The 17152-nt window shown below is 76.5% G+C and carries 7 protein-coding genes; all 7 read right to left on the bottom strand.

Going from position 1 to position 17152, the window contains the following annotated elements; all coding sequences use genetic code 11:
• Window positions 1-11: 11 nt before the first annotated feature.
• Window positions 12-5471: an SDR family NAD(P)-dependent oxidoreductase gene (locus ACSNOA_RS13745; RefSeq protein WP_436658465.1), complete on the bottom strand. Its 5460-nt coding sequence runs from the start codon at window positions 5469-5471 to the stop codon at window positions 12-14.
• 11 nt (window positions 5472-5482) lie between these two features.
• Entirely contained in the window at window positions 5483-8998 is a 3516-nt protein-coding gene (locus tag ACSNOA_RS13740; protein ID WP_436658464.1) for an amino acid adenylation domain-containing protein, read from the bottom strand.
• Window positions 8995-9189: a hypothetical protein gene (locus ACSNOA_RS13735; protein WP_436658463.1), complete on the bottom strand. Its 195-nt coding sequence runs from the start codon at window positions 9187-9189 to the stop codon at window positions 8995-8997. Before ACSNOA_RS13735 ends, ACSNOA_RS13740 begins: the two co-directional genes overlap by 4 nt.
• Window positions 9186-12353, bottom strand: a complete 3168-nt coding sequence (locus ACSNOA_RS13730) for a thioesterase domain-containing protein (RefSeq protein ID WP_436658462.1) — start codon at window positions 12351-12353, stop codon at window positions 9186-9188. The genes ACSNOA_RS13735 and ACSNOA_RS13730 overlap by 4 nt, the downstream gene beginning before the upstream one ends.
• Entirely contained in the window at window positions 12350-15826 is a 3477-nt protein-coding gene (locus ACSNOA_RS13725) for an amino acid adenylation domain-containing protein (RefSeq protein ID WP_436658461.1), read from the bottom strand. Before ACSNOA_RS13725 ends, ACSNOA_RS13730 begins: the two co-directional genes overlap by 4 nt.
• 326 nt (window positions 15827-16152) lie before the next feature.
• Entirely contained in the window at window positions 16153-16554 is a 402-nt protein-coding gene (locus tag ACSNOA_RS13720) for a DUF2267 domain-containing protein (protein ID WP_436658460.1), read from the bottom strand.
• A gap of 130 nt (window positions 16555-16684) precedes the next feature.
• On the bottom strand, window positions 16685-17083 hold the full coding sequence (locus tag ACSNOA_RS13715; RefSeq protein ID WP_436658459.1) for an NUDIX hydrolase: 399 nt from the start codon (window positions 17081-17083) through the stop codon (window positions 16685-16687).
• Window positions 17084-17152: the final 69 nt, after the last annotated feature.

Below are 17152 nucleotides of genomic sequence, written 5' to 3'. Positions count from 1 at the left end.
GTTTCTCGTGGTCAGGCGCGCGGCAGCCGGGGGATGGCGGGGATCGCCGCGGGGGCCGTCGGTTCGTCGGTGGTGGGCGCCGCCCGCAGCTCCTCGATCCGGGCGGCGAGGCCCGCCACGGTGGGCGTCTCGAAGAGGCTGCGCATGGGCAGCCGCACGCCGGTGGCCTTGCGCATCGCGGCGATGAGCTGCACCGCCACCAGCGAGTTGCCGCCGAGGGAGAAGAAGTCGTCGTCGACCCCGACCTCGGTCACGCCGAGGGCGTCGCGCCACACCTGCGCGATCGTGATCTCCAGCTCGGTGCCGGGCGCCGAGCCGCCGCCGGTCACGGCCGGCGTTGCGGCGGCCGCGTCCGGCTCCCCCTCGATGCTCTCCGTGGTGACCCGGCCGGCCCGATCCCGGATGTCGGCCACGGTGCGGGTGGCGATGACCACCTGGGCGCCGAGGCCGGCGGTGAGGCTGCGGCGGAACGCCTCCGCCCCGTCGACGGGCCGGATGTCCTCGCCCGGCAGGGCCGGCGTCTCCGTGGCCGGCGCCGCGGTGGCGAGCCCGCCGGTCACCGCGCCCTGGTCGACCCGGCGCAGGACGAAGTCGCTGATGGCGACCAGTTCCCGGCCCGCCTCGTCGCGCAGGCTCAGGTCGGCGGCCACCACCTCGTCGGTGGCGCTGGACCGGTGCCGCAGGTGGCTCGTGAAACGCGCCGGCAGCGGCCCGCGTACGACGATCCGGCCGTACGACAGCGGCAGGTAGGTGCCGCTGCCCTGGCCGCGCCCGAACGCCGTGGCCACATCGAGCAGGGCGGGGTGCAGGCCCCACGAGGCCAGGTCGCCGGCCGCCTCGGCGGGGGCCTCGACGCGGGCCAGTTCCTCGCCGTCGCCCAGGTGGTGCTCCCGCAGCGCGTTCCACCGCGGCCCGAAGGTCAGCATGCTGGTGCGTCCCCGGCCGAACGACGCGTCGTCGTCGACCCGGCGGCCCGCGACGGTCACCTCGACGGCGGCCGGCGCCGGCTCGACCGACCAGCCGGCCGCCCCGCGCACGTGCGTACGCGACTGCCCGCCGGCCAGACTGCGGACCGTGAAGTCCACGCCGTCCTCGGTCGGGGTCAGCTCGACCCGGTACTGGGCCACCGCCCCGTCGGGCACCGCGAAGGGCTCCAGGAAGACCACGTCGCGCAACTCGACGACGGCGTCCGGCGCGGGGGCGGGCACCGCGGCGGCCACGGCGGCGCGGACCGACTCGAGGTGCGCGGTGCCCGGCACCACGGGCACGCCGCCGATGCGGTGCTCGTCGAGCACCCAGTGCGTGGCGGCGGAGACCAGGCCGTGCAGAACCGTGCCCTCCGGCCCGCTCACGTGGGTGGTGAGCACCGGGTGGTCCACCGCGGTGGTCGTCGTGTCCCGCCCGGCGGCGCGGAAGCCGGCCGGCGCGTCCGTCTCCACGGCCATGCCGACCTCCGCCCAGCCGCCCCAGTTCTGCGACAGCACCGGGGCCTGCCAGCCCGCGCCGGCCCGGGCGTGCGCGTCGAGGAACGCGTTGGCCGCGCAGTAGTCGACCTGACCGAAGCCGCCGATCACCGCCGTGATGGACGAGCACAGCACCACGAAGTCCAGCGGCAGGTCACCGAAGACCTGGGCGAGCGCCAGGGTGCCGGCGAGCTTCGGGGCGAGCACCCGCTCGGCCTCGGCCCGTTCCTTGACCTCGGCCATGCCGCCACCCGGCAGGCCGGCCGCGTGCACGACGCCGTCGACACCGCCGTACGCCTCCTCGGCCGCGGCCCGCACCCGGCGCAGGTCGTCGGGGTCGGTCACGTCGGCGGCGAGCACGAGCACCCGGGCGCCCGCGGCCTCCATCCGGCGGATCGCCGCGATGGCCCGGCCGGCCCGGTCGTCGCTGCCGTGCACCGCGAGGTGCTCGTCCCACTGCTCGCGCGGCGGCAGCCCGGAGCGGGCCAGCAGCACGAGCCGCGCCCGGGCCCGCTGCGCGAAGTCCTCGGCCAGCGTGATGCCGATGCCGCCGAGGCCGCCGGTGATGACGTAACGGCCGCCCTCACGCAGCGCGCCGGGCTCACCCTCGGCGTCGAGGGTGACCTGCTCGTGGTCGGCCACCCAACGGCGGCCTCCGCGCAACGCCACCTCGGCCCGGCGCGGGTCGCGCGGCCGGCGCAGCTCGGCCACCAGGTCACGCGCGCCGTCGTCGGCGGGGTCGGCGTCGACGAGCCGGACCGCGAGCCCGGGCAGCTCGGACGGAAGGACCCGGGCCAGCCCCGCGAGGGTGGCGTGCTCCGGGCGGACGAGGTCGTCGCCGCGGACGTCGCCGATCCCGGCCGTCACCAGGTCGAGGGCGAGGCCGTCGTCGCCGGTGAGGCCCGCGCCGGCGAGCGCCTGCACGAGGTGCAGGGCGCTGAAGAAACCCCGGTCCTGGGCGGCCCAGGTGGCCGCGACGTCGGTGCCGGTGGCCGCGCCGTCGAGGGCGAACGCGTGCACCAGCCGGGCCGGCACACCGTCGGCGGCGAGCGCCGCGACGAGGGCGTCGTAGTCCTCCCGCGCACCGGGGCGCAGCCGGTAGCCGGTCGTGCCCGCGGCGAACCCGTCGCCGGGGCGTACCTCGACCGGCTCGGCTCCCGCGGCGCGGAGGCCGGCCAGCAGGGCGTCGCCGCGCGGCCCCCCGGTGAGGACGAGGCACCGGCCCAGGGGTTCGGTACGCGGTTCGGGGGCGGCCTGCCGCCAGACCGGCACGGCGAACCACTCGGCCAGCGGTCGCGGCCCGGTCTCTGCGGGTGCGGCCGCCCGCTGCTCCGGATCCGGGTCGACCCAGTACCGGCGCCGCTCGAACGGGTACGTGGGCAGCGGCACCCGCCGCGCCTGCGGGTCGCCGCCGAGCCGGACCGGCGCACCCGCGCACCACAACGCGGCCGCCGTGCCGAGCAGCGTGGCCAGGTCACCGGCGGTCTCGCCGGGGCCGGGCAGGCTGCCCAGCGGGGTGAGCGCACGCTGCTCCGGCGATGCCTTGGCGACCTGCATCCGGGCCAGGTTGGCTAGCTGCTTCCCCGGCCCGCACTCGACGAGCTGCCACGTGCCCTCGGCGAGCAGGGTGGCCACGCAGTCGCCGAAGCGCACCGGCTGGCGCAGGTGCGACGCCCAGTACGCGGGGTCGGTGGCCTGCGCGTCGGTGATCCAGGTGCCGGTGACGTTGGACAGGAACGGCACCGACGGCGGGCGCAGCGGCACCGACGCCATCAGCGCGGTGAACTCGCCGAGGATCGGTTCCATCATGGGCGAGTGGAAGGCGTGCGAGGTGCGCAGCGCCTTGCTCTTGCCCTTCATCGCCTCGGCAAAGGCGGCGACCGCCGCCGGCTCGCCGGCCACCACGCACGTGCCCGGACCGTTGACCGTCGCGATCGACAACCCTTCGGGCAGCCGCTGGGCGACCACCGACTCGTCGAGGGCGACCGCGAGCATCGAGCCGGCCGGCAGGGACTGCATGAGCCGGCCGCGGGCGGCGACGACGCGGAGCGCGTCGGGGAGGCTCAGCACGCCGGCCACGGTGGCGGCCACGTACTCGCCGATCGAGTGCCCGATCATCGCGGCCGGCCGGGCTCCGGCGTCCTGCCAGAGCCGGGCCAGGGCGTACCCGACCACGAAGAGCGCCGGCTGGGTGTAGCGGGTCTCGGTGAGCTTCTCCCCCGCCTGCGGGTCGCGGCCGAGGATCAGGTCGCGCAGGTCCAGCCCCAGCTCGGGGCGCAGCAGCTCGGCGCACTCGTCGACGGTGGCCGCGAAGCCGGGCTCCTCGGCGTAGAGCTGCGCGCCCATCCCGGCGTACTGCGCGCCCTGCCCGGAGAACAGGAGAGCCAGGCGGGGCGCGGGACCGTCCGCGGCGCCGCGTTGCACGCGACGCGGCGCGGCCAGCGCCGCCAGCGCGTCCGGCACGTCCGTGGCGACCACGGCGGCCCGGTGCGGGTGTTCCCGGCGACCCACCCGCAGCGTGTGCGCCACGTCGGCGAGGTGTTCCGGGCCGGCGTCGACCGCGTCGGCCAGGTGCGCGGCGAGCCGCTGCACGGCGGCGTCCAGCGCGGTGGGCGTCCGCGCCGAGAGGTGCAGCAGCTGGGCGGGCCGCACCCGCCGCGCCGCCCGGTACGCGGCCGGCGCCTGCTCCAGCACCACGTGCGCGTTGGTGCCACCGATGCCGAACGAGCTGACCCCGGCCCGGCGCGGCCCGCCGTCGGTGTCCCACTTGGTCAGCGTGTTCGCGACGTAGAACGGCGTGTCGGCGAACTCGATGGCCGGGTTCGCGGTCTCGTAGTTGATCGTCGGCGGGATGAGCCCGTGCTCCATGGCGAGCACCGTCTTGATGACGCTCACGATGCCGGAGGGCTGGCTCAGGTGGCCGATGTTGGACTTCACCGAGCCGATGCCGCACCAGCCCCGGTCGTCGGTGTCCTTCGTGTACACGGCCGACAGGGCGGCGACCTCGATGGGGTCGCCCATCGCGGTGCCGGTGCCGTGCGCCTCGACGTACGTGATGGTGCGCGGGTCCACGTCGGCCATGGCCACGGCCTGCGCGATGGCCTCCATCTGCCCGTCGACGCTGGGCGCCGTGAAGCCCACCTTGCCGGCGCCGTCGTTGTTGATGGCGTTGCCGAGCACGACCGCCCGGATCGGGTCGCCGTCGGCGATCGCGTCGGAGAGGCGCTTGAGCAGGGTGACGCCCGCCCCGCTGCCCCACACGGTGCCGTTGGCGGCGGCGTCGAACGGCCGGCACCGCCCGTCCGGCGAGGTGAAGCCGTCCATGCCGAGGTAGCCGACGTGGGGCAGCTCGATGTTCACCCCACCCGCCAGCGCCATGTCGCACTCGCCGTTGCGCAGCGCCTCGCAGGCCAGGTGGAACGCGACGAGCGAGGTCGAGCAGGCGGTGTGCACGGTGAGGCTCGGCCCGCGCAGGTCGAGCCGGTACGACACGTTGGTCGCCACGTAGTTCGGCGAGTTGCCGGTGGCGATGGACACGGCGCCGTGGGGACTGCCGCCCACGCGCCTGTTACGCAGCACGTGACGGTGCAGGTACGTGTTGCCGCCCGTGCCGGCGTACACGCCGATCGCGCCGTCGTAGCGGGACGGGTCGTAGCCCGCGTCCTCCAGGGCCGTGTGGCAGGACTCGAGGAACAGCCGGTGCTGCGGGTCGGTGATCTCCGCTTCCCGGGCGGTCATGCCGAACAGCCCGGCGTCGAACTCGTCGTACCCGTCGACCAGCGGCGCCCGGTTGACCCAGCCCGGGTCGTCGACCTCCTCGGCGGTGGCGCCCCGGGCCAGCTGCTCCTCGCGGGTCAGCTCGGTGACCGACTCCACGCCGTCGACCAGGTTGCGCCAGAACTCGTGCACGTCGGCGGCCCCGGGCAGGCGGGCGGCCAGCCCGACGATCGCGATCGGCTCGATGCCGTCGCCGTCGCCGGACAGTTCGGTTGCGGTCGAATCGTCCATCACGGTGTCCTTCATTGCGCGGTGCCGCCGGGGCGGCGGGGCGGGTTACGGCGGGTACGGCTGCGTCGGGCGGCGGCCCGCAGCGCGGCACGGGCCAGCTCGGGCCGGTCGGCGGCGCCGTCGAGGCTGGCGGCGAGCGCCCGGATCGTGGGGTGGCGGAACAGGTCGAGCATCCGGATCGAGCGGCCGGTGGCGGCCGTCAGCCGGGCGTGCACCTCGGCCAGGGCGAGCGAGTGTCCGCCGATGTCGAAGAAGTTGTCGGTGACGCCGACGCGGTCATGGCCCAGCACCTCCCGCCAGATGCCGGCGATCAGCTCCTCGGTCTCGGTGAGCGCGTCCGGGCCGGCCGGCAGCACGGCCCGTGGCGGCTCGGTGGCGGCCACGGTCATGGCGCCGAGCTGCGCGACCCGCACGGTGGGCCGGGGCAGCTCGGCGGCCACCTCGCGGGCGGGCGCGTCCGGTGCGGCGGCGAGCGCGCCGACCAGGGCCGCGAGGTCGGCGAGCAGGGCGTCGATCCGCTCGCCGTCGAACAGGTCCGGGTTGTGCACCACCTCGACGGCGACCCGGCCGGCCCGCTCCACCACGTACACGGTGATGTCGAACGGTGAGCCGGGCTTGGGCACGGGGACCGGCTCGCCGGCCAGGCCGGTCAGCGCCAGCCGGGGCGGGGTGAAGTTGAGGACGTTGAACAGCACCTGCACCAGCGGTGCGCGGGACGTGTCCCGGCCGACGCCGAGCGCCTCGACGATCCGTTCGAGGGGCGCGCCCGGGTGGGCGGTCACCTCGTGCAGCTCGGCCGCGCACCGGTCGACCAGCTCGGCGAAGCTCGCCTCGCCGGTGCGGACCCGCACCGGCACGGTGTCGATGAAGAAGCCGACCACGTCGTCGAAGGCGGCCAGCCGGCGGTCCGCGACGATCGCGCCGAGCACGTGGTCGTCGCCGCCGGTGAGCCGGGAGAGCAGCTCGCCGAAGCCGGCCAGCAGCACGGCGGCGACGGTGGTGCCGCGCCGCTCGGCCAGCGCACGCACCGCGAGGTCGGCGGCCTCGGGCAGCCGTACGGCCGCCTCGGCGCCCGCGTACGTCTGCACGGCCGGCCGGGGCCGGTCTCGCGGCAGGTCGAGCACCGTCGGCGCGCCGCGCAGGTGCGCCGTCCACCAGGACAGGTCCGCGTCGCCGCGGCGGGCGTCCCGCTCGGCCCGCCACACCGCGTAGTCGGCGTACGTGGCGGGCAGCGCGGGCAGGCGTGGGGCGTCTCCGGCCAGCGCCCGGGCGTACGCGGCCGCGAGGTCGTCGTAGAGCACCGCCTCCGACCAGCCGTCGAAGACCGCGTGGTGCAGCGTGATGGCGAGGACGTGCTCGGCCGCGCCCAACCGGTACACGGTCACCTGCCAGGGCGGCCCCGTCGCCAGGTCGAACGCGTGCCCCGCCCCGGCCGCCAGCATCGCGGACAGCTCGGCCTCCGGGTCGGCGCCGCCGGTCAGGTCGACCACGGGCACGGCCACGTCGGTGGGTTCCTCGCGGACCGCGTACGGCACGCCGCCGGTCTGTGGGATGCGCCATCGCAGGACGTCGTGCCGCTCGACGACGGCCCGCAGCGCGGCGCCGAGCGCGCCCACGTCGAGCGTCCCGTGCAGCCGGTGCGCCACTGCGATGTTGTACGGCGCGCTGGAGGGCGCGAGCTGGTCGACGAACCAGAGCCGCCGCTGCGGCGGCGAGAGGGTGGGCGGGTTGCCGGTGGTGAGGCCGTCCCCGGGGGCCGGCGAGGCTGCCGCGACCCGGTCGAGCAGGCCGGCGAACGTGCGGCCGGTGAAGACGTCGCGGGTGTCGACGTGCCGGCCCGCCTCGGCCCGGAGCGCGGCGACCAGCCGCATGGCCGCGATCGAGTTGCCGCCCGCGGCGAGGAAGTCGGTGTCCGGGCCGGGCGTCGCGCCCAGCAGCCGGGTCCAGATCCGGCGCACCGCCTCGTCGAGCGGCGCGTCCGGGGCCGCCGGCGGTTCGGCGGGGCCGGCGGCGCGGTCGGCGGCGGCCAGCGCGCGCAGCGCCGGCCGGTCCAGCTTGCCGGTGGTCGGGCTGACCGGCAGCGCGGGCAGGCGCCGCACCCGCGCCGGCAGCATGGCGCTGGTCAGCCGCGACCCCGCGTACGCCCGCAGTTCCTCGTCGTCGGGCGCCCCGTCGGGGGTGAGGAACGCGACCAGCTCGGTGCCGGCCGGGCCGGGCACCGCCTCGACGGCCACCCGGTCGACGCCGGGCAGGCCGGCGAGCACCGCCTCCACCTCGCCCAGCTCGATGCGCTGGCCACGGATCTTGACCTGCCGGTCGGCCCGGCCGAGGTAGACGATCCGCCCGTCCGGGGCCTGCCGCACGAGGTCACCGGTGCGGTACAGCCGCTCCCCCGGCAGGCCCGAGTACGGGTCGGGGACGAACCGCTCGGCCGTGAGCGCGGGCCGGTTCAGGTAGCCGTCGGCGAGGCCGGGTCCACCGATCAACAGCTCGCCGGTCTCGCCGGGCGGCACCGGGCTCAGGTCGGCGTCGACCACGTAGGCCCGGTGGTTCGGCAGCGGCCGGCCGATCGGCACGGGGTCGGTCTCGCCGGCCGTGAGGGGGCCGCTGACCGCAAGCACCGTGGTCTCGGTCGGCCCGTAGCCGTTGAGGAGGGTGCGCCCGGGCGCCCACCGGGCCGCCAGTTCGGCCGGCACCGCCTCGCCGCCGCAGAGCAGCACCCGCCAGCCGGGCAGCTCGGCCGGGTCCAGCATGGACAGCACGGTGGGGGTGATGAAGCCCCAGTTCACCTCGTGCGTGGCGATGAACCGGGCCAGCCGGACCGGGTCGGCCCGGTCGTCCGCGCCGAGCAACTGCACCGAGCCACCGAGCAGCAGCGGGACGAAGAGGTCCATGGTGGCCGCGTCGAAGCCGAGCGACGCGATGCCGAGACTGCGGACGTCGGCGTCCGCGCCGGTGAGCGCCACGACCCCGTGCACGAACTCGACGGCGTTGCGGTGGGTGGTGAGCACGCCCTTGGGCCGCCCGGTCGAACCGGAGGTGAACAGCACGTACGCCGGGTCGCCGGGGAGCGCCGGGCACGGCGCGAGCGGCGCGGGGCCGGGCAGCCCGACCGCCTCGATCCCGGACGCGTCGGCGAACTCGCTCCCCGCCGCGTCCCCGACCACCACGGTGACACCCGCGTCGGCGGCGATCTCCCGCAGCCGGCGGCGTGGACCGCCCGGCTCGAGCGGCACGTAGCAGGCCCCGGCGAGGAGCACGCCGAGCACGGTGGCGACCAGCTCCGGCTTCCGCCGCCCGCAGACCCCGACCCGGCTCTGCCGGCCCACGCCGCGCGCCCGCAGCGCCGCGGCCACCCCGGCGGCCCGGTCCAGCAGGTCCCGGTAGGTGAGCCGGTCGTCCCACTGGCGCACCGCCACCGCGTCGGGGGTGCGGGCGGCCTGGGCGACGACCAGCTCGGCCAGCGTGGCGTCCGGCCAGGGCAGCGGCTCGCCCCGCACCGTGCTCGTGGACAGGATGTCGGTCACCCGTTCGCTCCCCCGTACGTCGTCGGATCGGTGATCTGCAGGCGCAGCTCGCTCACGTAGCCCCGGCCTCCCGCGTCGGTCACCCAGGCGTCGGACGGCGCCAGCCCGGCCGCGGGGAATCCGGCGGTGCGCAGCACGACGTCGCGCCAGACCCACCAGTCGGTGTCGCCCAGCGGGATACGGTGGTTCACCGGGCCACCTCCGCCCGGTCGTCGACGACGTGCAGGCGCAGTTCGCTGAAGTAGCGGCGGCCGTCGGCGTCGGGCACCCACGCGTCGTCCGGGGTGGGCAGCATCTCGCTGACCACCAGGGAGATGCAGTCGCCGCCGTCGCCCCGGGCGGCCCGGACCATGGCGCAGAACATGTTGGCGAACGCCGGGCTGCTCAGGTCCACGAAGCAGGGCTTCGTCTCGGTGCCGAGCTTCACGTACACCTGCTCGGGCAGGCCCAGCCGGCGCCGCCAGGCGCGCACGGCCAGGAACCGCTTCCGCTCCCCGGTCACCGTGGCGAGGCCGCTCTCCCCGACCGTGGTCCGCCAGGTCCGGCGGGCCACGACGAGCCGGTCTAGGGTGATGCGCGGGGTGTAGGGCGCGGCGGCCACCAGCTTGAACCCGTCGACGGCGTGCGCGGCGAGCAGGCCGGCGAAGATCTCGGTCAGGGGCCAGCTCTGCCCGTCCGGTGCGGTGGCGACGAGCCGGCCCGCCTCCTCGGTGACGGTGAGCGCGACCGTGGGCAGCACGCGGCCCGGCTCGGCGCCGGGCGCGGGCAGGAACGCGAGCTGCCGGTCGGTCGGCCCGACGAGCGCCTCGGCGACCCGGCTCGTGCGGCGGGGCCAGTCGGTCGGGAAGAGCAGCCGGATCCGCCGCTCGCCGAGGTCCTCGGCGAGCGCCGTGCGCAGCCGCTCCACGTCCGGGTGCGACCGCGTGAACACCTGGCAGTCGAACGACGGCCAGGCGGCGTGCAGCTCGCCGAGCACCACGGTGTAGTCGCCGCGGGCCAGGGCCGCCGCGTCCGCCGCGCAGATCTGCAGGTCGGGGCTGTGCAGGCGGGAGTTGCTCCACTCGGGACGTACGGCCGGAAAGACCTCGGCGACCCGGTCGGCGAGGTCGGCGACCGTCAGCCGGACCTCCGTCGCGTCGGCCGGCACGGCGTCCAGCCCGAACAGGCCCGCCCACCGGCCCGCGAACTCCGCGGCCACCGCGTCGACGGGGCGCTCGCCGTCGCCCCAGAACAACCCCTGCACGAGGAACCACAGGTCGGACAGGGCCACGGGGCCGCCGCCGGCCTCGGCCCGCAGCTCGTCGTGGAGCTCGCGGAACACCGCCCCGTACGCCTCCTCGAGCGCGGCGGTGAGCCACCGGGCGGCCCGCAGCAGCACGCCGAGCGGCGCGGCGATCCCATCCAGCAGGGGCGCGCCGAACACCACATCGAGGTCCCGGCTCGTGTCCTCGTAGCAGAGCGTCCGCCCCGCGTACATCTGGCCCTCGCGGCGCTGGGGCGGCAGGCCGGTCAGTGCCGTGAAGGTCTCGTCGAGCGCGTCCAGCGCGGCGCGCAGCCGGTCCGGGTCGCCGGCCGCGGCGGCCACCGCGTCGCGGGCCGCGCGGAGCCGGTCGAGACCGGCGCGCGCCGCGTCCCGGGCGGCGGCGTCGCCGATGGCGTCGATCCGCGCCTCCAGCACGCCCTCGGCGGCGGGGCTGACCGGAAGCCCCGCGTCCCAGGTGAGCAGTTCCCGTTCGACGAGGCGGTCGAGCAGCGCGTACCCGTCCTCGGGGCGGCGCAGCCCGATGCCCGGGTCGGCGACCAGGTCCCGCGCGGGCCGCCGGCCGTCGGCGGCGCTCACGAGCGCCGCCTCCACCGGTGACAGCGCCACCGGCGGCCGGCCGGGCCGCAGCACCGCGCGGTCGACGAGGCGCAGGTGCGGGGCCAGCGTCGGCGCCCACCAGGACCGCACCGCGAGGTCCCGGCCGATGTGCGCGGCGTACGCGGTCAGCGCCCACGACTCGAACAGCACCCAGCGGCGGCGGGTGAGCGACGGGCCGGGACGGACCTCGGCGGCCACCGGCCGGGCCGGGTCGAGGGTGGCCCAGCAGCTCGGGCCGAAGAAGCCGACCGTCTCGTTCTTGCCGCAGTAGCGCTGCCAGTACTTGAGCAGGGCCCGTTCCCGGTCCCGCCGGCGCACGTTGCGGGGCGCGTCCGGACCGCCCCGGCGCAACCGGTCGAGGGCCAGCAGCGCGTTGCGGTTCTGCCAGGTGACCGCCTCACGCAGCAGGGGATCCCCGGCCAGCTCGGTGAGCCGCCGGCCGCCCGCCGCGACCGCCTCGGCGAACTCCTTGTCGAACTGCTCCTCGCCGGCGCCGGTCGCCAGCAGCTCGTCCGCGGCGGCCGCGGCCTGCGGGGCGGAGAGCAGGGTGAGCCCGTCGGCGGGGAAGCCGGTGGTGCGCAGGATGGCGTCGCGCCACACCGACCAGCCGCTGTCGCCCAGCGGCACCCGGTGCCCGCCGGTCCCGGCGGCAAGGTCCGCGTCGCCCGTCGCGGCGGTGACGCGCGCGCCGGTCACGGCGGCGGTGACGCGCGCGCCGGTGGCAGTGGCGGTCCGGTCGGCGCCGGTCGCGGCGGTGGCCTCGGCGAGCGCGCCGTCGAGGTCGGCCCGGATCGCGGCGAGCAGGTCGCCCAGCGCGTCGTGCAGGAAGAAGTGCCCGCCGTCGATCTCGCGCAGGGTGAAGCCGGCCGCCGTGTGTTCGCCCCAGGCCGCGCTCTGCGCGCGGGTGACCGCGCGGTCGTGCCGGCCGCTGAACGCCACGATCGGCACCGGCAGCGGCTCCTCGGTGACGTACCGGTAGCTGTCCACCCGGCCGAAGTCGGCCCGCAGCAGGGGCAGCAACAGCTCCACCAGCTCGGGATGCGCGAGCACCTCGGCGGGGATGCCGCCGCCCGCGCCGAGCCGGCGCAGCAGCTCGTCGTCGTCGACCGTGGAGAGGCCGTCGAACAGGCTGGGCGCGGTCACGTGCGGGGCGCGGGCCCCGCCCACGTAGAGCCGCAGCGGCAGCGGCCGCCCTTCGCGGCGCAGCTCCCGTACGACCTCGAAGCCGACGCGGCCGCCCATCGAGTGGCCGTAGAGGGCGAACGGTCCGGTGACCCGGGCGGCGATCGCCCGTGCCACGTCGGGCACCCGGAACCGGGCGTCCTCGGTGATCCGGTTCTCCCGGCCCGGGAGCTGTACGGGCAGCACCTCGACGCCCGGGCCGATCCCGTCCTGCCACCGGCGGAACGCGCTGGCCCCCGCGCCGGCGTACGGCAGGCAGAAGAGCTGGACCGGTGCCGCGTCACGGCCTCCGGCGGAGACGAACCAGTTCACCGCGCGCCTTTCTGAGGGGGGTCGATCCAGTACCGCTGACGCTGGTAGGGGTAGGTCGGCAGCCCGGTGCGGCGGATCGCGCCCGCGGGGTGCAGGACGGTGAGGTCCACGTCCCGGCCGGCCACCCAGGCGGTGGCCAGCTCGCGCAGCTCGCCGGGCTCGCCGGCCACCCGGGCGCCCGTGTCGAGCAGGTCGTCGAGGGCGGCGGTCGCGTCGGCCAGGTCGGCGGCCACGACAGCGGCCCGGCACGCGAAGGCCCGCCGGCCGAGCGCCAGCGTGGCGGCGACGTCGGCGAGCGCGGGGGCGGCGCCGGCGAGGTGCCCTCGCAGCCGGGTCAGCGCGTCCCGCAGCGCCGCCGGGGTGCGCGCGGAGACCGGTAGCAGGTGCGGGCCGCCCGGCGGCGGCCCGTCGACCGGCTCGGCCGGCGGCGGCTGCTCGACGATGACGTGCGCGTTCGTCCCGCCGAGCCCGAAGGAGCTGACGCCGGCGACCCGGCGCGGCGCCTCCGGCCAGTCCCGCACCTTGGTGGGGACGTAGAACGGGCCGGCCGCCAGGTCGATCTCCGGGTGCGCGCGGGTGTGGTGCAGGTTCGGCGGGATGACGCCGTGCTGCACGGCGAGCACCGCCTTCACGAGCCCGGCGATGCCGGCGGCGGCGTCCAGGTGCCCGATGTTGGTCTTCACCGATCCGAGGGCGCAGCTCTCGGCGGGCCCGACCGCGTACACCTCGTGCAGGGCGGCCACCTCGATGGCGTCGCCCAGCGGAGTGCCGCTGCCGTGCGCCTCGACGAACCCGACCTCGCCGGGCGCCACCTCGGCGGCGGCGAGGGCGTTCGCCACGGCGGCGGCCTGCCCGGCGGGGCCGGGCACGGCGAACCCGGCGCGGTCCGGGCCGTCGTTGGTGACGGCCCAGCCGGGCAGGATCGCGTAGATCCGGTCACCGTCGGCCTGCGCGTCGGCGAGGCGGCGCAGCGCGACCACCCCGACGCCGGAGCCGAAGCCCGATCCGTTGGCCGCCTCGTCGAAGGCGCGGCAGCGGCCGTCGGGCGAGGCGAGCCCGCCGGGGGTGTGCCGGTAGCGGGGCCAGGTGACGTTGACGCCGCCGGCGAGGGCGATGTCGCACTGGTAGTCGGCCAGGCTCTGCGCGGCGAGGCAGACCGCGACCAGCGAGCTGGAGCAGGCGCTCTGCACGGCGACGGCCGGCCCGGTCAGCCCCAGCCGGTACGCCACCTGCCCGGGGAGGTGGTCGGTGAACTGCCGGCCGACGAGCCGGGCCTCCCAGTCGTCGGGGTCGACGTCGCCGACCACGGCCGGGTTGTCCATGAGGTGGAAGAGGAAGTAGCGGTTGGCGGAGGTCGCCGAGAAGACCCCGACGAGACCGGGGAACCGGGCGGGGTCGTGCGCCGCGTCCTCGAGGGCCTCCCACGCCGTCTCCAGGAAGAGCCGGTGCTGCGGGTCGGTGCGGGCCGCCTCCTGCGCCCCGAACGAGAAGAACTCCGCGTCGAAGTCGGCGACGCCGTCGAGCCGGCCGGCGGCCCGTACGTGACGGGGGTCGGCGCGCAGGGCCGGCCCGATGCCGAGGGCCGCGAGCTCGGCGTCGGTGTGGTCGTGGATCGCGTCCACCCCGGCGCAGAGGTTCCACCAGAAGGTCGCCACGTCGGGGGCGCCGGGAAACCGGCCGGCGATGCCGACCACGGCGATCTCGTCACCGGTGTACTCGCGGGCGGGCACCGACGGCGCGGGCGGCGGCGCGAGCGCGGGGACCGGCGCCCGGTCGGTCACCGGCGGGTCGTCGAGCAGCCGGGCCTGTGCGGCCACCGTGGGGTGTGCGAACAGGCGGAGCAGGGGCAACCGCACCCCGAACCGCTCGGCGAGGCGCTGCTGCACCTGACCGAGCAGCAGGGACTGGCCGCCCACGTCGAAGAAGCTGTCGGTGCGGCCGACGGCCGCGCGGCCGAGCACCCCGCACCAGATGTCGTGCACGGCCTGCTCGGTGGGGGTGGCCGGCGCCGCCCCGGCCGGCACCCGGTCGACCGGGTCGGGCAGGGCGCGCTCGTCGATCTTGCCGGTGACGGTGAGCGGGAACTCGTCGACCGGCACCACGGCGCGCGGCAGCGCGTACTCGGGTAGCTGCCGGGCGAGCGCGGCGCGCAGCGCGGCCGGGTCGAGCGGGCCGGCGGCCGGCCGCACGTACGCCAGCAGCTCGCCGTCGCGGGCGATGGCCCGCGCCGCGGCGACGTTCGGCTCGGCGGCGAGCAGCGCCTCGATCTCGGTGAGTTCGACCCGGAAGCCGCGCACCTTGACCTGCCGGTCCAGCCGGCCGAGGCAGCGCAGCTCGCCGGTGGGCAGCCGCTCGCCGAGATCGCCCGTCCGGTACGCGGGCACGCCGTCGGCGTCGGTGAAGAACCGGTCGCTGTCCCGGTCGAGGTAACCGGGGGCGAGGTGGTCGCCGCGCACCACGATCTCGCCGTTCTCGGCCAGGCGCAGCTGGTAGCCGGGCAGCGCGGTGCCGATCGGCAGCGGGCCGCCGGCGGCCGGGTCGGCCTCGGCGAGCGGCAGCGCGTACCGGGCCGCGAACGTCATCTCGGTGGCGCCGTACCCGTTGACCAGCAGGCAGCCGGGCGCGAAGCGGCCCCGGGCCCGGGCGGCGTCGGCGGCGGTGGCCTGTTCCCCGCCGAGGAGCACCACGCGCACCCGGTCGAGCCGCTCGACGCCCGGGGTGTCGAGCAGGAAACGGAAGACGGTCGGTGTGGAGTGGTAGACGGTGACGCCGTGCCGCGCGAGCTGCTCGACGGCGTGCGCGAGCCCGTGCCGGCGCAGGTCGGCGGGGACGACCGCGGCGCCCGTGAGCAGCGCCGGGTAGAGGTCGGGGATGGCCGCGTCGAAGCTGAACGACGCGAGCAGGCTGAGCCGGTCGGCCGGGCCGATGGCGAGGGTGTCGATCTGGTTGCGCACGACGTGCAGCAGGTTGCGGTGGGTCTGGCCGACCGCCTTGGGCACGCCGGTCGAGCCGGAGGTGAACAGCACGTACGCGAGCGCGTCCGGGTCCACCGCCCGCGGCCGGAGCGGGGCCGGGCCCGGGTCGTCCACCACGACGACGCGGGGGCCGGACGGCACGTCGCCCAGGTTCCGGGCGAGGTCCTCGTGCTCGGCGCCGCAGAGGACGGCGGTCACGTCCGCGGCCTTGAGCATGTGCCGCAGCCGCGCCAGCGGGAAACTCGGGTCCAACGGCACGTACGCGCACCCGGCCGCCAGCGTGCCGAGGATGGCGGCGATGGTGCGGGCGCCGTGCGCGGTCAGCAGCGCGACCCGGTCCCCCGGCCGGGCCCCGGCCGCCTCCAGCGCTCCCGCGTGCCCGCCGGCGAGGCCGGCCAGCTCCGCGTACGTGAGCGGGGTCTCGCCGAGGACGGCGGGGTGGTCGGGGCAGGTGGCAGCGACATCGCCGAAGCGATGGATCAGCATCTCGTAGGGCATGTCAGAACGTGTGCGCTCCACAGAGGACGGACGCGCAGCAATTGACAAGCGTGATCATGATCCCCCCCAGGACTTCACAATGGAAGCAGCATATGGCTCGATGCCCGGGTTAAATGATCATCGATGAGAGTCCGGCCGAAGGGCCGATCAGAGCCTCGGACGACAGACGGCAAGGTTGAGCCGATCGTCCGGCAATCGATGGGAGGAATTGCCGCATAAAGGCGTACTGGCAAGTAATCTTACTGTTATCGGGACCGCCGACGGGCAAATTTCCCACAAGGTGGGCGCATGTCGGACCTTGGACAGGATGGGTCGGGTCCGCCCGGTCAGCCATCGTACGGCGAGGGCGGGACAGGTTCGATTCCACCGCTGCCGCCACGTGGAAGCCGCGTCACCATCTCCCGGAACTCGGCGACCGTCAGCGCCTCCCGCAGGGTCGCGAACACCGCGCCCGTCCCCACCCGCGCCGTCCGTTCGTCGACCCCCGCGCGCTCCCCCACCCGGCGCAGGAACTCGGCCGGCCCGGCCACGGAACCACCGGGCGCCGCGGCCGGGCCGGCCAGGTAGTCGTCCACCTCGTCCGGCAGCTGGCCCGCGAGGTCGTCCGCCGGACCGCCGGTGACCCGCTCGGCCATCGTCTGGAGCACGGCGCGGGCGACGGCGGCGGCCTGCTCCGGCGGGAGCCCCGACCGCCGGGACACCGCGTCGACGAAACGCGGAAAGCGCACCCCGCCCCTCCTTCGTTCACCGGCCCCCGCGCTTACCCGGCGGCGGGGGCGCCAAACGACGGGCCGGACCGGGGCGCCGCCGGGCTCGTCCGGCCGGGTCGGGTGGCGTGGCCGTGGAGGTGACCGGCGCTCAGCGCAGCAGGTCCGCGTCGTGCAGGTGATCGAAGATGATCTGGTCGACCGGCGAGACCCGGGGACGGTCGGCGTACGTCAGCCACGCCGCCTCGGCGATCTCCGCGGCCGGCCGCAGGGTCCCCTGGTAGCCGGCGCGGTAGCAGGTCATCCGCACCGTCGTGCCGGCCGGTTGGCCGTGCGCGGGCGCGGTGAACGTGCCGAGCCGCACCGCGCCCTCCGCGTCGACCGCCACACTCAACTCCTCGGCGATCTCCCGGCGCAGGGTGTCCCGGTCGGTCTCGCCCGGCTCACGCTTGCCACCCGGCAGGTACCAGACGTCCCGGCCGTGCGAGCGGGTGCTCAGGATCCGCCCGTCCACGAGCAGGATCCAGGCCACCTTGTCGATCTCGCGCACCGAACGTCTCCCCCTCCGCCGCGGCCGTTCCCCCGGCCCGCGCCCGCGGCACGCGCGCGGACCGTCGTG

The sequence above is a fragment of the Micromonospora sp. URMC 103 genome, assembly GCF_051386435.1.
In the GTDB taxonomy this organism is placed as follows: Bacteria; Actinomycetota; Actinomycetes; order Mycobacteriales; family Micromonosporaceae; genus Micromonospora.
The sequence above is the reverse complement of the archived record's forward strand: the minus strand, read 5'-3'. Positions and strand labels throughout refer to the sequence as shown.